At 66.2% G+C, this 14,935-nt stretch carries 13 protein-coding genes and 1 tRNA gene; all 14 read left to right on the top strand.

Features of this window, described 5'->3' with window-relative positions; all coding sequences use genetic code 11:
• Positions 1-82 (top strand): EF-Tu C-terminal domain-related protein (locus EBE87_RS25785; RefSeq protein ID WP_199707311.1); only part of this gene is annotated, 82 nt, incomplete at its 5' end.
• 147 nt (positions 83-229) lie between these two features.
• Positions 230-306: transfer RNA gene (locus tag EBE87_RS25780), tRNA-Trp, on the top strand.
• 109 nt (positions 307-415) lie between these two features.
• Complete coding sequence (gene secE, locus EBE87_RS25775; protein ID WP_120639588.1) at positions 416-613, top strand: preprotein translocase subunit SecE; 198 nt, start codon at positions 416-418, stop codon at positions 611-613.
• Between the two features lie 16 nt (positions 614-629).
• Entirely contained in the window at positions 630-1,166 is a 537-nt protein-coding gene (gene nusG, locus EBE87_RS25770) for a transcription termination/antitermination protein NusG (RefSeq protein ID WP_120639587.1), read from the top strand.
• A gap of 4 nt (positions 1,167-1,170) precedes the next feature.
• Positions 1,171-1,620, top strand: coding sequence for a DUF2062 domain-containing protein (locus EBE87_RS25765; protein WP_233553325.1), 450 nt, complete (start codon positions 1,171-1,173; stop codon positions 1,618-1,620).
• Between the two features lie 109 nt (positions 1,621-1,729).
• Entirely contained in the window at positions 1,730-2,224 is a 495-nt protein-coding gene (locus EBE87_RS25760) for a DUF4142 domain-containing protein (protein ID WP_158600960.1), read from the top strand.
• Positions 2,225-2,422: 198 nt separating this feature from the next.
• Positions 2,423-2,857, top strand: a complete 435-nt coding sequence (gene rplK, locus EBE87_RS25755) for a 50S ribosomal protein L11 (protein WP_120639585.1) — start codon at positions 2,423-2,425, stop codon at positions 2,855-2,857.
• Positions 2,858-2,861: 4 nt separating this feature from the next.
• Positions 2,862-3,557, top strand: a complete 696-nt coding sequence (gene rplA / locus EBE87_RS25750; RefSeq protein WP_120639584.1) for a 50S ribosomal protein L1 — start codon at positions 2,862-2,864, stop codon at positions 3,555-3,557.
• Between the two features lie 325 nt (positions 3,558-3,882).
• A complete protein-coding gene (gene rplJ / locus EBE87_RS25745) occupies positions 3,883-4,401 on the top strand; it encodes a 50S ribosomal protein L10 (RefSeq protein ID WP_120639583.1) in 519 nt (172 codons plus the stop codon).
• A gap of 89 nt (positions 4,402-4,490) precedes the next feature.
• A complete protein-coding gene (gene rplL / locus EBE87_RS25740; protein WP_120639582.1) occupies positions 4,491-4,871 on the top strand; it encodes a 50S ribosomal protein L7/L12 in 381 nt (126 codons plus the stop codon).
• Positions 4,872-5,079: 208 nt separating this feature from the next.
• Positions 5,080-9,267 carry a DNA-directed RNA polymerase subunit beta gene (gene rpoB / locus EBE87_RS25735; protein WP_120639581.1) on the top strand — a complete coding sequence of 1,396 codons (4,188 nt, stop codon included), beginning with the start codon at positions 5,080-5,082 and terminating at the stop codon, positions 9,265-9,267.
• A gap of 97 nt (positions 9,268-9,364) precedes the next feature.
• Entirely contained in the window at positions 9,365-13,633 is a 4,269-nt protein-coding gene (rpoC, locus tag EBE87_RS25730) for a DNA-directed RNA polymerase subunit beta' (RefSeq protein ID WP_120639580.1), read from the top strand.
• A 336-nt stretch (positions 13,634-13,969) separates the two neighbouring features.
• Complete coding sequence (gene rpsL / locus EBE87_RS25725) at positions 13,970-14,341, top strand: 30S ribosomal protein S12 (protein ID WP_120010321.1); 372 nt, start codon at positions 13,970-13,972, stop codon at positions 14,339-14,341.
• Positions 14,342-14,353: 12 nt separating this feature from the next.
• On the top strand, positions 14,354-14,830 hold the full coding sequence (rpsG, locus tag EBE87_RS25720) for a 30S ribosomal protein S7 (protein WP_120639579.1): 477 nt from the start codon (positions 14,354-14,356) through the stop codon (positions 14,828-14,830).
• Positions 14,831-14,935: the final 105 nt, after the last annotated feature.

The following is a 14,935-nucleotide window of genomic DNA, read 5'->3' as shown; positions in this document are numbered from 1 at the left end:
CATGGACCAGGGCCTGCGCTTCGCCATCCGCGAAGGCGGCCGCACCGTCGGCGCCGGCGTCGTCGCCGAAATCAGCGCGTAAGGGTTCATCCCCCTTCCGTGGCATGCGGGCCGCCCCTCGGGGCGGCCCGTTTTGTTTTTGCGCCCTTTCTTGCGGGTTCCAGGGTTTCACCCTCTCGACAGCCGGCTTTGGCTGACCTATAGAGCCCCCCTCGCGGCCACTGCCTGCAGGGGCGTAGCTCAATTGGCTAGAGCGCCGGTCTCCAAAACCGGAGGTTGCGGGTTCGAGACCCTCCGCCCCTGCCAGTGCCGCGAAAGGCTTTCCGCCGGGCGGTAGCCGTAAGGCTGCCGCCCGCGAAGCCTGTCCGAATGGTCAGGCTTGTCTCTCTTCCGAATTACGCAGGGTCGCCGGTCATTGGCTAAGTTCAATCCCATCCTGTTCGGGCGCGACGTACGGCAGGAGGTGGCCCGCGTCACCTGGCCGTCCCGCAAGGAGACGCTGATCACCACTGGTCTGGTGCTGGCGCTGTCCGCCCTGGCCGCTGTTTTCTTCCTGCTGACCGATAAGCTGATCCAGCTGGCGATGAGCCTGCTGTTCGGCTTCGGCGCCTGACCGCGGAGCGCGTTCCATGGCCGACATGAAGTGGTACGTCGTTCACGTCTATTCCGGCTTCGAGAAGAAGATCGCCCAGCAGATCAAGGAGCAGGCCGCCCAGAAGGGGCTGGCCGACCAGATCGGCGATATCCTGGTGCCGTCCGAGGACGTGACCGAGATCCGGCGTGGCCAGAAGGTCAATTCCGAGCGGAAGTTCTTCCCCGGCTATGTGCTGGTGAAGATGACCATGACCGATGACGCCTGGCACCTGGTGAAGGACACGCCCAAGGTCACCGGCTTCCTTGGTGCCCGCAACCGCCCCAGCCCGATCACCGAGGCCGAGGCGCTGCGCATCGTGAAGCAGGTGCAGGAAGGCGTGGACAAGCCGAAGCGCCCTGCCGTGGTCTACGAGGTGGGCGAGCAGGTCCGCGTCGCCGATGGCCCCTTCGCCTCCTTCAACGGCACGGTGGAAGAGGTGGACGAGGAGCGCGGCCGCGTGAAGGTCAGCGTCTCCATCTTCGGCCGCGCCACGCCTGTTGAGCTGGAATACGCGCAGGTCGAGAAGGTCTGACCTCATGATGCGGCCCCGCACCCTGCTGAAGCGGGTGCGGGATGCCTGGGCGGGGCTGCTGGCCTCGCCCGGAGGACCCGGCAAGGTATCCCGGGGTCTGGCGGCCGGTGCGGCCGCCGCCATGTTGCCCGCCTTCGGATTGCATCTTGTGGTCGCGGCGGCCCTGGCCTGGATTCTGCGCGGCAGCCTGCCGGTGGCCGCGGCGGCCTGCCTTTCCTTTGGCAATCCGCTGACGCATCTCTTCCTGGTCCCGCTGGAATACGAGCTCGGGCGCCGGCTGGTGCCGGCCTCCCTCGACTTTCTGCCCAAGCAGGGGCCTGACTGGCTGCTGACCCTGTTGCCGGACGCGGAGGAAACCCTGGCCGGCGGCCTGCTTCTGGCCTTTGTCTTCGGCTTGGCGGTTTGGCTTCTGGCCCGCCGCGCCCTGGCGGGGAAAGCAGCTAAGCCTCGGTAATTCCTCAGGTAACATCCTTGGTGACGGCCTCGGGCGGCAGGAACCGCAGCCCGGCGGGGGTGTTTTCTGGCGTGTTGCCTGTCAGCACAGCCCCCCAAGGAGAATGCCCATGCTTCGTCGTACCGCCGCGACCGCCTTGTCCGCTGCCGCGCTGATGCCGGTGCTGCTGCGCACCGCCAGTGCTCAGACGGCTGCCGGCGGCAACGCCCAGCTGCTGCCGCGGATTCTGGCCGCCTCCGCCTTCTCCCTCGCCACCAGCGACCTGGCCTTGCAGAAGGCCCAGGCCCCGGCCGTGAAGACCTTCGCGCAGTTCGAGGCGAACGAGCAGCGCGCCGTTCTGCAGGCCATGAAGATCGCCGGCATCCCCATGCCGGCCCAGGTCGAGATGGACCCGCAGAAGATGCAGATGATGCAGCAATTGCAGACCCTGGAGGGCACGCAGTTCGACCGCATGTATCTGCAGGGCCAGACCGTGGGGCACCAGGAGCTGCTGCAGCTGTTCCAGACCTTGTTGACCTCGGGCAGCCAGAGTGAGCAGGTGATCGCCACCCTTGCCGTGGCCAGCATCCAGCAGCACATCGCTATGTTGCAGGCGATGGCCTGAGCCGCGCCGGGCACCGTTGCCCGGCCGATTCTTTGTTCTGGACTCAATGGGGGCAGGGGGGTATACGCCCGCCTCCGCCACGGCGGCCCCGGTGCCCTTGCGCCTTGGGGCCGCCGTGGTGTTTCAGGGACGCGGAAGGCAATGGCCATGGGGCCTGCCGCTAGCACCGCGCGCCTCTGAGATCGCAGAGGACGGATTATGGCGAAGAAGATCGTCGGCTACATCAAGCTGCAGATCCCGGCCGGCAAGGCGAACCCCTCGCCGCCGGTGGGCCCGGCGCTGGGTCAGCGCGGCCTGAACATCATGCAGTTCGTGAAGGAATTCAACGCGGCGACGCAGCAGATGGAGCCCGGCACCCCGACGCCGGTCGTCATCACCGCGTATTCCGACCGCACCTTCTCCTTCGTCACCAAGACGCCGCCGAACACCTACTTCCTGCTGAAGGCTGCCAAGATCGACAAGGGCACCCAGACGCCGGGCAAGGGTGGCAACGTCGGCCGCGTCACGAAGTCGCAGCTGCGCGAGATCGCCGCGACCAAGATGAAGGACATGAACGCCAACGATGTCGAGGCGGCCGTGTCCATGCTGGCCGGTTCCGCCCGCTCGATGGGCATCTCGGTGGTGGAGGGCTGATCCGATGGCCAAGCAGGGCAAGCGTCTGAAGGCGCTCTACGCGTCGCTCGATACCGACAAGCTGTACGCGCTGAACGCCGCCATCGAGACCGCCAAGGCGAATGCCAAGGCGAAGTTCGATGAGACCATCGAAATCTCGATGAACCTTGGCATCGATCCGCGTCACGCCGATCAGATGGTCCGCGGCGTGGTTGGCCTGCCGAACGGCACCGGCAAGACCGTGCGCGTGGGCGTCTTCGCCCGCGGCCCGAAGGCGGAGGAGGCTCTGGCCGCCGGCGCTGATGTGGTGGGCGCGGACGACCTGGCCGCCCTGGTGCAGGAAGGCAAGATCGAGTTCGACCGCTGCATCGCGACCCCGGACATGATGGGCCTCGTCGGCCGCCTGGGTAAGATCCTGGGCCCGCGCGGCCTGATGCCGAACCCGAAGCTGGGTTCCGTCACCATGGACGTGAAGGGCGCCGTGGCCGCCGCCAAGGCCGGTCAGGTGGAGTTCCGCGCCGAGAAGGCCGGCATCGTGCATGCTGGCATCGGCAAGGCCTCCTTCTCCGCCGAGGCGCTGCTGGAGAACGCCAAGGCTTTCGTGGACGCCATCCAGCGCGCGAAGCCGGCCGGTGCCAAGGGCACCTATGTGAAGAAGGTGAACGTCTCCTCTTCCATGGGCGCCGGCTACAAGGTTGACGTCTCCTCCCTCTCGGCCTGAGCTGAAGGGAAACCGAATTCCCGCCGCCGGCCTGCCGGCGGCGTGGGCAGGGAAGGGCCCTCGGGTCCTTCCCGAATGCCTGTCCGAGAGCGCCTGTGGCCGAAAGGCCTTGATGGGGTCCGCCCCGCAAGCGTGAGACGGGATGCCCGAGAGATCGTTGCCGGTGGCCTTTGTGCCTCCGGTGGGATTGGCTTGGTGTCTTCCGCCGAACTCAGATGACAGGTGAACCAGGAGTGGAAGCGCGGCCCCGGCCGTTGCCGAAGCTCCCGCGTGAACCGGCTGGCGCCCTTCCACAAGGCGCCGGCTTTGTAAGAAGTTGGGAAGTATGGACCGTACGGAAAAGCGCGCGTTCGTTGCCTCCCTCGCGGAAGTGTTCGCGGATACCTCCTTCGTGCTCGTCGCCCAGAACAAGGGCATGACGGTCGCGGGCGTGAGCGATCTGCGTCGCAAGATGCGGGCGGCGGGTGCGACGTATAAGGTCGCGAAGAACCGTCTGGCCAACCTTGCCCTCGATGGCACCTCCTTCCAGGGCATCTCGCCGCTGCTGAAGGGTCCGACCGCGCTCGCGTGGTCCAAGGACCCGGTGGCCGTGGCCAAGACGGCCGTGGAATTCGCCAAGACGAACGACAAGTTCGTCATCCTCGGCGGGTCGCTGGGAAGCCAGGTTCTTGATGTCAATGGCATCAAGGCGCTGGCGGAACTGCCCTCGCTCGAGACGCTGCGTGCCCAGCTGCTGGGCCTGATCCAGACGCCTGCGACTCGTATCGCCGGCATCCTTCAGGCGCCGGGTGGCCAGGTTGCGCGCGTCCTGGCGGCGTATGCCAAGAAGGACGAGGCGGCCTAACAGCCCTTCGCGGAAGACACAGTTCCGGCCCTCTTTGGGCCAGGGATTGCATTTAACAAGCCAAGCGATTACATCGAAGGATACAAGACATGGCCGATCTCGCTAAGATCGTGGACGATCTGTCCGCCCTGACGGTTCTGGAAGCCGCCGAGCTCTCCAAGATGCTGGAAGAGAAGTGGGGCGTTTCCGCCGCCGCTCCCGTCGCCGTGGCTGCTGCCCCGGCCGCTGGTGGCGCCGCTGCGGCCCCCGCCGAAGAGCAGACCGAGTTCACGGTCGTCCTCGCGACCGCGGGTGACAAGAAGATCAATGTCATCAAGGAAATCCGCACCATCACCGGCCTGGGCCTGAAGGAAGCCAAGGATCTGGTCGAGGGCGCCCCGAAGACCGTCAAGGAAGGCGTGTCCAAGGACGAAGCGGCGAAGATCAAGAAGGTGCTCGAAGAGAACGGGGCCACCGTCGAGGTCAAGTAAGCTCTTTTGTCCTGCTCCCGGGGCTTTGGCCCTGGGGGGTTACAAAGAGTGAGTTCGGTTCGGGCGGGGACCCTCTGGGTGCCTGCCCGCGCCTGCGTTTCACGGGCTGGCCCGTGTTGCGCGTCCAGGGTTTCCCCTGGGATGCCCCGCCGGTTGGGGGACTGATTAGCCGGGAAGATGGGTCGGCGTGAAGGGAAGCAAGACGGGCATGAACGCGATCACCAAGTCGTTCACCGGGCGCAAGCGCATCCGTAAGTCCTTTGGGCGGCTGCCCGAGGTGGCACCGATGCCGAACCTCATCGATGTGCAGCGCGCCTCCTACGAAGCGTTCCTGCAGATGGGTGTGGACCCAGACGCGCGGACGAACACCGGGTTGCAGGAAGTGTTCAAGTCGGTCTTTCCGATCGACGACTTCGCTGGCCGCGGCCGGCTGGAATTCGTCCAGTATGAGCTGGAAGAGCCGAAATACGACGTTGAGGAATGCATCCAGCGCGGGCTGACCTTTGCCGCCCCGCTGAAGGTGCGCCTGCGCCTGATCGTCTGGGATGTCGACGAGGACACGGGCTCGCGCTCCGTCCGCGACATCAAGGAGCAGGATGTCTACATGGGCGACATGCCGCTCATGACGGACAACGGCACCTTCATCATCAACGGCACCGAGCGCGTCATCGTCTCGCAGATGCACCGCTCGCCGGGCGTCTTCTTCGACCATGACAAGGGCAAGACGCATTCCAGCGGCAAGTATCTCTTCGCCGCCCGCGTCATCCCCTACCGTGGCTCCTGGCTGGACTTCGAGTTCGACGCCAAGGACATCTGCTACGTGCGCGTGGACCGGAAGCGCAAGCTGCCCGCCACGACGCTGCTCTACGCCCTGGAATCCGCCGCGACCGAGGCCAAGCGCGCCGCGCTGCCCGAGGGCGCGCAGCTGGAGCCCGGCGAAGTCCGTGGCATGGACGGCGAGGAAATCCTCAACACCTTCTACCAGCAGGTGATCTTCAAGCTCGGCCCCAAGGGCTGGAGCCGCTCCTTCGAGCCGGACTCCTTCCGTGGCCTGAAGCTGGTCGACAACCTGGTGGATGCCATCTCCGGCGAGGTCGTCGCGGAGAAGGACACCAAGCTGACGGCGCGCGCCGCCCGCAAGATCGCCGAGGGCGGCACCACCGAGGTGCTGGTCGGCCGCGCCGACCTGATCGGCCGCTTCGTGGCCGAGGACCTGGTGGACCTCACCACCGGCGAGATCTGGGCCGAGGCGGGCGAGGAGCTGACCGAGCCCAAGCTGGCCGCCATCGAGCAGGCCGGCCTGGACCAGCTGCCGACGCTGGCGATCGACCAGTCCACCGGTCCCTGGATGCGCAACACGCTGGTGGTCGACAAGAACAACAGCCGCGACGAAGCGCTGATGGACATCTACCGCGTCATGCGGCCGGGTGAGCCGCCGACGCCGGAGACCGCCGAGGCGCTGTTCCGCGGCCTGTTCTTCGACGAGGAGCGCTACGACCTCTCCACCGTCGGCCGCGTCAAGATGAACATGCGCCTGGGCTTCAGCCTGGACGATGTGCCGGACTACCTGCGCACGCTGCGCAAGCAGGACATCCTGGCCACCGTCAAGACGCTGCTGGAGCTGAAGGACGGCAAGGGCCAGATCGACGACATCGACAACCTCGGCAACCGCCGGGTGCGTTCGGTCGGCGAGCTGATGGAGAACCAGTACCGCGTCGGCCTGCTGCGCATGGAGCGCGCGATCAAGGAGCGCATGGGGTCGGTCGATATCGACACCGTCATGCCGCATGACCTGATCAACGCGAAGCCGGCCGCCGCCGCCGTGCGCGAGTTCTTCGGCTCCTCGCAGCTCTCGCAGTTCATGGACCAGACCAACCCGTTGTCGGAAGTGACGCATAAGCGCCGCCTCTCCGCGCTTGGCCCGGGCGGTCTGACGCGTGAGCGCGCCGGCTTCGAGGTGCGCGACGTGCACCCGACGCATTACGGCCGCATCTGCCCGATCGAGACGCCGGAAGGCCCGAACATCGGCCTGATCAACAGCCTCGCCACCTTCGCCAAGGTGAACAAGTACGGCTTCATCGAGACGCCGTACCGCCTGGTGAAGGACGGCAAGATCGTGGGCGCGCCCCGCTACCTCTCCGCCATGGAAGAGGAGAAGCTGGTGGTCGCCCAGGCCGATGCCGAGGTGAATGCCGAGAGCGGCGAGTTCCTGTCCGACCTCGTCTCCGTCCGCCAGGGCGGCGACTTCCGGCTGGTGAAGCCGGAAGAGGTGACGGCGATCGACGTCTCGCCCAAGCAGCTGGTCTCCGTCGCCGCGGCGCTGATCCCGTTCCTGGAGAACGACGACGCCAACCGCGCGCTGATGGGCTCCAACATGATGCGTCAGGCGGTGCCGCTGGTGCAGTCCGACGCGCCGCTGGTGGGCACGGGCATGGAGGCCGCGGTTGCGCGGGACTCCGGCGCGACCATCGTGGCCCGCCGTGGCGGCGTGGTGGACTCCATCGACGGCGCCCGCATCGTGGTGCGCGCGACCAGCGAGGATGACGGCACCACCCGTGGCGTCGACATCTATCGCCTGCGGAAGTTCCAGCGCTCCAACCAGAGCACCTGCATCAACCAGCGCCCGCTGGTGAAGGTGGGTGACCAGGTGGCGGCTGGCGACATCATCGCCGACGGTCCCTCCACCCAGCTCGGTGAGCTGGCGCTGGGCCGCAACGTGCTCGTCGCCTTCATGCCGTGGAACGGGTACAACTTCGAGGACTCCATCCTGATCAGCGAGCGTATCGCGACGGATGACGTCTTCACCTCGATCCATATCGAGGAATTCGAGGTGATGGCCCGCGACACCAAGCTGGGCCAGGAAGAGATCACCCGCGACATCCCGAATGTCGGCGAGGAAGCGCTCCGCAACCTCGACGAGGCCGGCATCGTCTATGTCGGCGCCGAGGTGAACCCGGGCGACATCCTGATCGGCAAGGTGACGCCGAAGGGCGAGAGCCCGATGACGCCGGAAGAGAAGCTGCTGCGCGCCATCTTCGGCGAGAAGGCCTCTGACGTGCGCGACACGTCCCTGCGCCTGCCGCCCGGCACCACCGGCACCGTTGTGGACGTGCGCGTCTTCAACCGCCGCGGCGTCGACAAGGACGAGCGCGCCATGGCGATCGACCGCGCCGAGGTGGAGCGCCTGGCCAAGGACCGTGACGACGAGCGCGCCATTCAGGAGCGCAGCTTCACCTCGCGTCTGCGCGAGAAGCTGCTGAACCAGAAGGCGAGCGGCGGCTTCAAGGGCGTGAAGGCCGGCACCCCCATCACCGATGAGGTGCTGGACCAGTACAGCCGTGCCACCTGGCGCCAGATCGGCGTGCAGGACGACGCCGTGATGGCCGAGATCGAGGCGCTGAAGCGCGAGTTCGACGCGGCCGTCGAGAAGCTGCAGAAGCGTTTCGACAGCAAGGTCGAGAAGCTGCAGCGCGGCGACGAGCTGCCGCCGGGCGTCATGAAGATGGTCAAGGTCTTCGTCGCGGTGAAGCGCAAGCTGCAGCCGGGCGACAAGATGGCCGGCCGTCACGGCAACAAGGGCGTCGTTTCCCGCGTCGTGCCGGTGGAGGACATGCCTTTCCTGCCGGATGGCACCTCCGTGGACCTGGTGCTGAACCCGCTGGGCGTGCCCTCGCGCATGAACATCGGTCAGATCCTGGAGACGCATCTGGGCTGGGCCTGCGCCGTGCTGGGCAAGCAGATCGGTGAGCTGGTCGAGGACTATCGGCGTGCCGGCGCGGCCCGCGACGAGCTGGTCGAGAAGCTGCGCGACGTCTATGGCCAGGAGATCTTCGACCGCGACATCGAGGACATGAACGAGGACCAGTTGCTGGAACTCGGCACCAACCTGCAGCGTGGCGTTCCCATCGCCACGCCGGTGTTCGACGGTGCGCGGATCTCCGATATCGAGACCATGCTGACCAAGGCGGGCCTCGATACCTCGGGCCAGACCACGCTGATCGACGGCCGCTCCGGCGAGCCCTTCGAGCGCAAGGTCACGGTCGGCTACATCTACATGCTGAAGCTGCACCACCTGGTCGACGACAAGATCCACGCGCGTTCGATCGGTCCTTACTCGCTCGTCACGCAGCAGCCGCTGGGTGGTAAGGCGCAGTTCGGTGGCCAGCGCTTCGGTGAGATGGAGGTCTGGGCCCTGGAGGCTTACGGCGCCGCCTATACCCTGCAGGAGATGCTGACGGTGAAGTCGGACGACGTGTCCGGCCGCACCAAGGTCTACGAGGCCATTGTCCGCGACCAGGACAACTTCGAGGCCGGCATCCCCGAGTCCTTCAACGTCCTCGTGAAGGAGTTGAAGTCGCTGGGCCTCAATGTCGACCTGGAGAACCGCCCGTCTTGATCGGTTCCGCTCCGACCACGACGTGCTTGATGAACCTTTTGCTCAGCCGCGCCGGGAACACCCCGGCGCGGCGGCCTCACCTTGAGAGGACGGGCGCATGAATGAACTGATGAAGATCCTGGGCCAGACTGGCCAGGCGATGACGTTTGATCAGATCAAGATCACCATCGCCTCGCCGGAGCAGATCCGCTCCTGGTCCTATGGCGAGATCAAGAAGCCCGAGACGATCAACTACCGGACGTTCAAGCCGGAGCGGGACGGGCTGTTCTGCGCGCGCATCTTTGGTCCGATCAAGGACTACGAGTGCCTGTGCGGCAAGTACAAGCGGATGAAGTTCCGCGGCATCATCTGCGAGAAGTGCGGCGTCGAGGTCACGCTGGCCAAGGTGCGCCGTGAGCGCATGGGCCATATCGAGCTGGCCAGCCCGGTCGCCCATATCTGGTTCATGAAGTCGCTGCCTTCGCGCGTCGGCCTGATGGTCGATATGTCGCTGAAGGAGCTGGAGAAGGTCCTGTACTTCGAATCGTATGTGGTGCTGGAGCCGGGTCTGACCGACCTGAAGCTGCACCAGCTGCTGACCGAGGAACAGTACCAGTCCAAGATGGACGAGTTCGGCGAGGACGCCTTCTCCGTCGGCATCGGTGCCGAGGCGGTGAAGCAGATGCTGGCCGGCATCGACCTGGACGCCGAGAGCACGCAGCTTCGCGCCGACCTCAAGGAGACCAACTCCGAGGCCAAGCGCAAGAAGTACGTCAAGCGTCTCAAGATGATCGAGTCGTTCAAGGAGGGCGGTGCCCGCCCTGAGTGGATGATCCTCGACGTCGTGCCGGTGATCCCGCCCGAGCTGCGCCCGCTGGTGCCGCTGGACGGCGGCCGCTTCGCGACCTCCGACCTGAACGACCTGTACCGCCGCGTCATCAACCGCAACAACCGCCTGAAGCGGCTGATCGAGCTGCGCGCGCCGGACATCATCGTGCGCAACGAGAAGCGCATGCTGCAGGAGTCGGTGGACGCGCTGTTCGACAACGGCCGCCGTGGCCGCGCCATCACGGGTGCCAACAAGCGCCCGCTGAAGTCGCTGTCCGACATGCTGAAGGGCAAGCAGGGCCGTTTCCGGCAGAACCTGCTCGGCAAGCGCGTTGACTACTCGGGCCGTTCGGTGATCGTCGTCGGTCCCGAGATGAAGCTGCACCAGTGCGGTCTTCCCAAGAAGATGGCGCTGGAGCTGTTCAAGCCCTTCATCTACTCGAAGCTCGAGAAGTACGGCCACGCCACCACCATCAAGGCCGCCAAGCGGATGGTGGAGAAGGAGCGTCCCGAGGTCTGGGACATCCTGGAAGAGGTCATCCGCGAGCATCCAGTGATGCTGAACCGCGCGCCGACGCTGCACCGCCTGGGCATCCAGGCCTTCGAGCCGGTGCTGGTCGAGGGCAAGGCGATCCAGCTGCACCCGCTGGTCTGCACCGCCTTCAACGCGGACTTCGACGGCGACCAGATGGCCGTGCACGTCCCGCTGAGCCTCGAGGCCCAGCTGGAAGCGCGCGTGCTGATGATGTCTACCAACAACATCCTCAGCCCCGCCAACGGCAAGCCGATCATCGTGCCGTCGCAGGACATCGTGCTGGGCCTCTACTACCTCTCCCTGGAGACGCCGGAATTCCGCGTCGCCCAGAAGGAGCTGGAGGAGATCCGCGCCGCCATCACCAGCGCCAACGGCAAGTCCGTGGACGCGCTGACGGATGCCGAGCGGAAGGCCCTGGAGCATCGCCCGCATGTCTTCGGCGACCTGGGTGAGGTGGAGCAGGCGCTGGCCGCCGGCGCCATCAACCTGCACACGGCCGTCATGGCCCGGGTGCCGGCACCGACCGACGACCTGCCGAAGCGCCATGAGACGGTGCTGACCACGGCGGGCCGCATGATGATGGGCGCCCTGCTGCCGCGCGACCCGCGCACGCCCTACAGCCTGGTGAACCGCCAGCTGACCAAGAAGTCCATCTCGGACGTCATGGACGCGGTCTACCGTCACTGTGGCCAGAAGGAGTCGGTGATCTTCGCCGACCGCCTGATGAGCCTGGGCTTCAAGCAGGCGGCCAAGGCCGGCATCTCCTTCGGCAAGGACGACATGCAGATCCCGGCCGAGAAGGAAGGGCTGATCGCCCGCACCAAGGCCGAGGTGAAGGAGTTCGAGCAGCAGTACCTGGACGGCCTGATCACGGCCGGCGAGCGGTACAACAAGGTGGTTGACGCCTGGTCGCGCTGCACGGACGAGGTCGCCACCGCGATGATGAAGGAGATCTCCCGCCAGGAGGTCGGCCGCGTCACCAACAGCGTGTGGATGATGTCGCATTCCGGTGCCCGTGGTTCGCCGGCCCAGATGCGTCAGCTCGCCGGCATGCGCGGCCTGATGGCCAAGCCCTCGGGCGAGATCATCGAGCAGCCGATCATCGCGAACTTCAAGGAAGGCCTGTCCGTCCTGGAGTACTTCAACTCGACCCACGGCGCCCGTAAGGGCCTGGCGGACACGGCGTTGAAGACCGCGAACTCCGGCTACCTGACCCGCCGCCTGGTGGACGTGGCGCAGGACTGCATCATCGTCGAGAACGATTGCGGCTCCGAGCGCGGCATCACCGTGCGCGCCGTGATGGATGGCGGTGAGACGGTGTCCTCGCTGTCCGAGCGGATCCTGGGCCGGACCATCCAGCGCGACGTCACCGACCCGGAGACGGGCGAGGTTCTCTTCCCGCGCAACACGTTGGTCGACGAGCCGGCTGCCGAGGCGATCGAGAAGTCGGGCGTCGAGGAAGTCTATATCCGCTCCGTGCTGACCTGCGAGGCGCGCTCCGGCGTCTGCGGCCATTGCTACGGCCGTGACCTGGCGCGTGGTACCCCGGTGAACATCGGTGAGGCCGTGGGCGTCATCGCCGCGCAGTCGATCGGTGAGCCGGGCACGCAGCTGACCATGCGTACCTTCCACATCGGCGGCGCGGCGCAGCGTGGCGCCGAGCAGTCGGCGGTGGAGGCCACCGGCGACGGCACCGTCTCCGTGCTGAACCGCGTGGTGGTGCAGAACAGCCAGGGCAACCCCATCGTGATGTCGCGTAACTGCGAGATCGTGCTGAGCGACGCCAATGGCCGTGAGCGCGCCCGTTACCGCGTGCCCTATGGTGCCCGCCTGCTGGTGCTGGAGGACGGCCTGGCCGTCACCCGCGGCCAGAAGCTGGCCGAATGGGACCCCTTCACCCTGCCGATCATCACCGAGAAGGGCGGTACCATCGAGTACGCCGACCTGATCGAGGGCGTGACGCTGGTGGAGCGCCAGGACGAGGTGACCGGCCTCTCCTCCAAGGTGGTGGTGGACTACAAGCAGGCGGCGCGCGGCGTCGATCTGCGTCCCCGCATCATCCTGAAGGACGAGCGCGGCAATATCGTCAAGCTCGCGAACGGCACCGAGGCCCGCTACTTCCTGTCCCCGGACTCGATCCTCTCGGTCGAGAATGGCGCGCAGGTGGCGGCTGGCGACGTGGTGGCCCGCCTGCCGCGTGAATCCTCCAAGACCCGCGACATCACCGGCGGTCTGCCGCGTGTCGCCGAGCTCTTCGAGGCCCGCCGGCCGAAGGATCACGCGATCATCAGCGAGATCGACGGCCGCGTGGAATTCGGCAAGGACTACAAGGCCAAGCGCCGCATCCTGGTGGTGCCGGAGGCGGTGGGCGACGAGCCCCCGGTGCCGCGCGAATACCTGGTGCCGAAGGGCAAGCACGTGTCCGTGCAGGAAGGCGACTACGTCAAGGCCGGCGATCCGCTGGTCGACGGCCCGCGCGTTCCGCACGACATCCTGCGCGTCCTGGGCGTCGAGGCCCTGGCCAACTACCTGGTCAACGAGATCCAGGACGTCTATCGACTGCAGGGCGTGAAGATCAACGACAAGCACATCGAGGTGATCGTTCGCCAGATGCTGCAGAAGGTCGAGATCATCGAGCCGGGCGATAGCACCTACCTCGTGGGCGAGACCGTCGAGCGCATCGAGTTCGAGATCGAGAACGAGAAGCTCATCGGCAACAAGGAGCGTCCGGCGCGGGCTGAGCCGGTGCTGCAGGGCATCACCAAGGCGTCGCTGCAGACCACCAGCTTCATCTCGGCCGCTTCCTTCCAGGAGACGACCCGGGTGCTGACCGAGGCGGCCGTGGCCGGCAAGGTCGACTTCCTGGCCGGCCTGAAGGAGAACGTGATCGTCGGGCGCCTGATCCCGGCGGGCACGGGCTCCGTGATGAACCGCCTGCGCGCGCTGGCTGCCCAGCGCGACGGGCAGCGCCTGCCGCAGTCTCAGGAAGCCCTGCCGAAGCCGGGCGCCCAGGCGGCGGAGTAACGGCCAAGCCCTGGACGCGCCTGCGTCCAGCGCATGGAAGACTAGGAGAATCCGGGGTCCTTTCGGCCCCGGATTCTTCATGCAGGGGGTACGGCGTGCTTGACTCATGGGGGGTCGGCGCGTAGGTTCCGCGCCCTCGACGGGGTTTAATCCGGCTCTCGGATTGGCCTGCGGAGTTCGGACGACAGGTTCTGTGCAACCGGTTCTCCACTGCCTCTGGCGGTGGTCAGGCCGGGGGCGGGGCAAGGCTCGGAAAGGGGCGCAGTTATGCGCTGCCTGGCCGGGCTTTCTCGTTTGCTTAGGGCCTGGGCGTCAGTAGAAGACACAAGGGGCGTCATGCCGACGATCAACCAGCTCATCGCCAGCGGGCGTGAGCCCAAGCCTGTCCGGAACAAGGTTCCGGCCTTGCAGAACTGCCCGCAGAAGCGGGGCGTCTGCACCCGCGTCTACACCACCACGCCGAAGAAGCCGAACTCGGCTCTGCGTAAGGTCGCCAAGGTTCGCCTGGTGAACGGCTATGAGGTGGTGAGCTACATCCCCGGTGAAGGTCACAACCTGCAGGAGCACTCCGTGGTGCTGATCCGCGGCGGGCGCGTGAAGGATCTTCCGGGTGTGCGCTACCATATCCTGCGCGGCGTTCTGGATACGCAGGGCATCGCCAAGCGGCGCAAGCGGCGCTCGCTCTACGGCGCGAAGCGGCCGAAGTAAGGAAGAGAAGCGATGTCGCGTCGCCATAGCGCCGAGAAGCGCGAAGTCCTGCCGGACCCGAAGTTCGGCGATGTCGTGCTCAGCCGTTTCATGAACGTGCTGATGTATGACGGCAAGAAGAGCACGGCCGAGCGTATCGTCTACGCCGCCATGGATACCCTGAAGCGCCGCGGTGGTCCGAACAGCGACCCCCTGCGCCTGTTCCATGAAGCGATGGACAACGTGAAGCCTGCGGTCGAGGTGCGGTCCCGCCGCGTCGGCGGTGCCACCTACCAGGTGCCCGTCGAGGTCCGGCCGGAACGGCGCCAAGCTCTGGCGATCCGCTGGCTCATCGAGAGCTCCCGCAAGCGCGGTGAGCACACGATGGAAGAGCGGCTCTCCTCCGAGCTGATGGATGCTGCGAACAATCGCGGCACCGCCGTGAAGAAGCGCGAAGACACGCACCGGATGGCCGAAGCCAATAAGGCTTTCAGCCACTACCGCTGGTAACGACACCCGATCGGGGACTGAAGACGATGGCGAAGGCTAAGTTTGAGCGGAACAAGCCGCACTGCAACATTGGCACGATCGGGCATGTGGACCATGGCAAGACGT

Source organism: Teichococcus wenyumeiae, from assembly GCF_003696345.1.
Taxonomy (GTDB): domain Bacteria; phylum Pseudomonadota; class Alphaproteobacteria; order Acetobacterales; family Acetobacteraceae; genus Pseudoroseomonas; species Pseudoroseomonas wenyumeiae.
The sequence above is the reverse complement of the archived record's forward strand: the minus strand, read 5'-3'. Positions and strand labels throughout refer to the sequence as shown.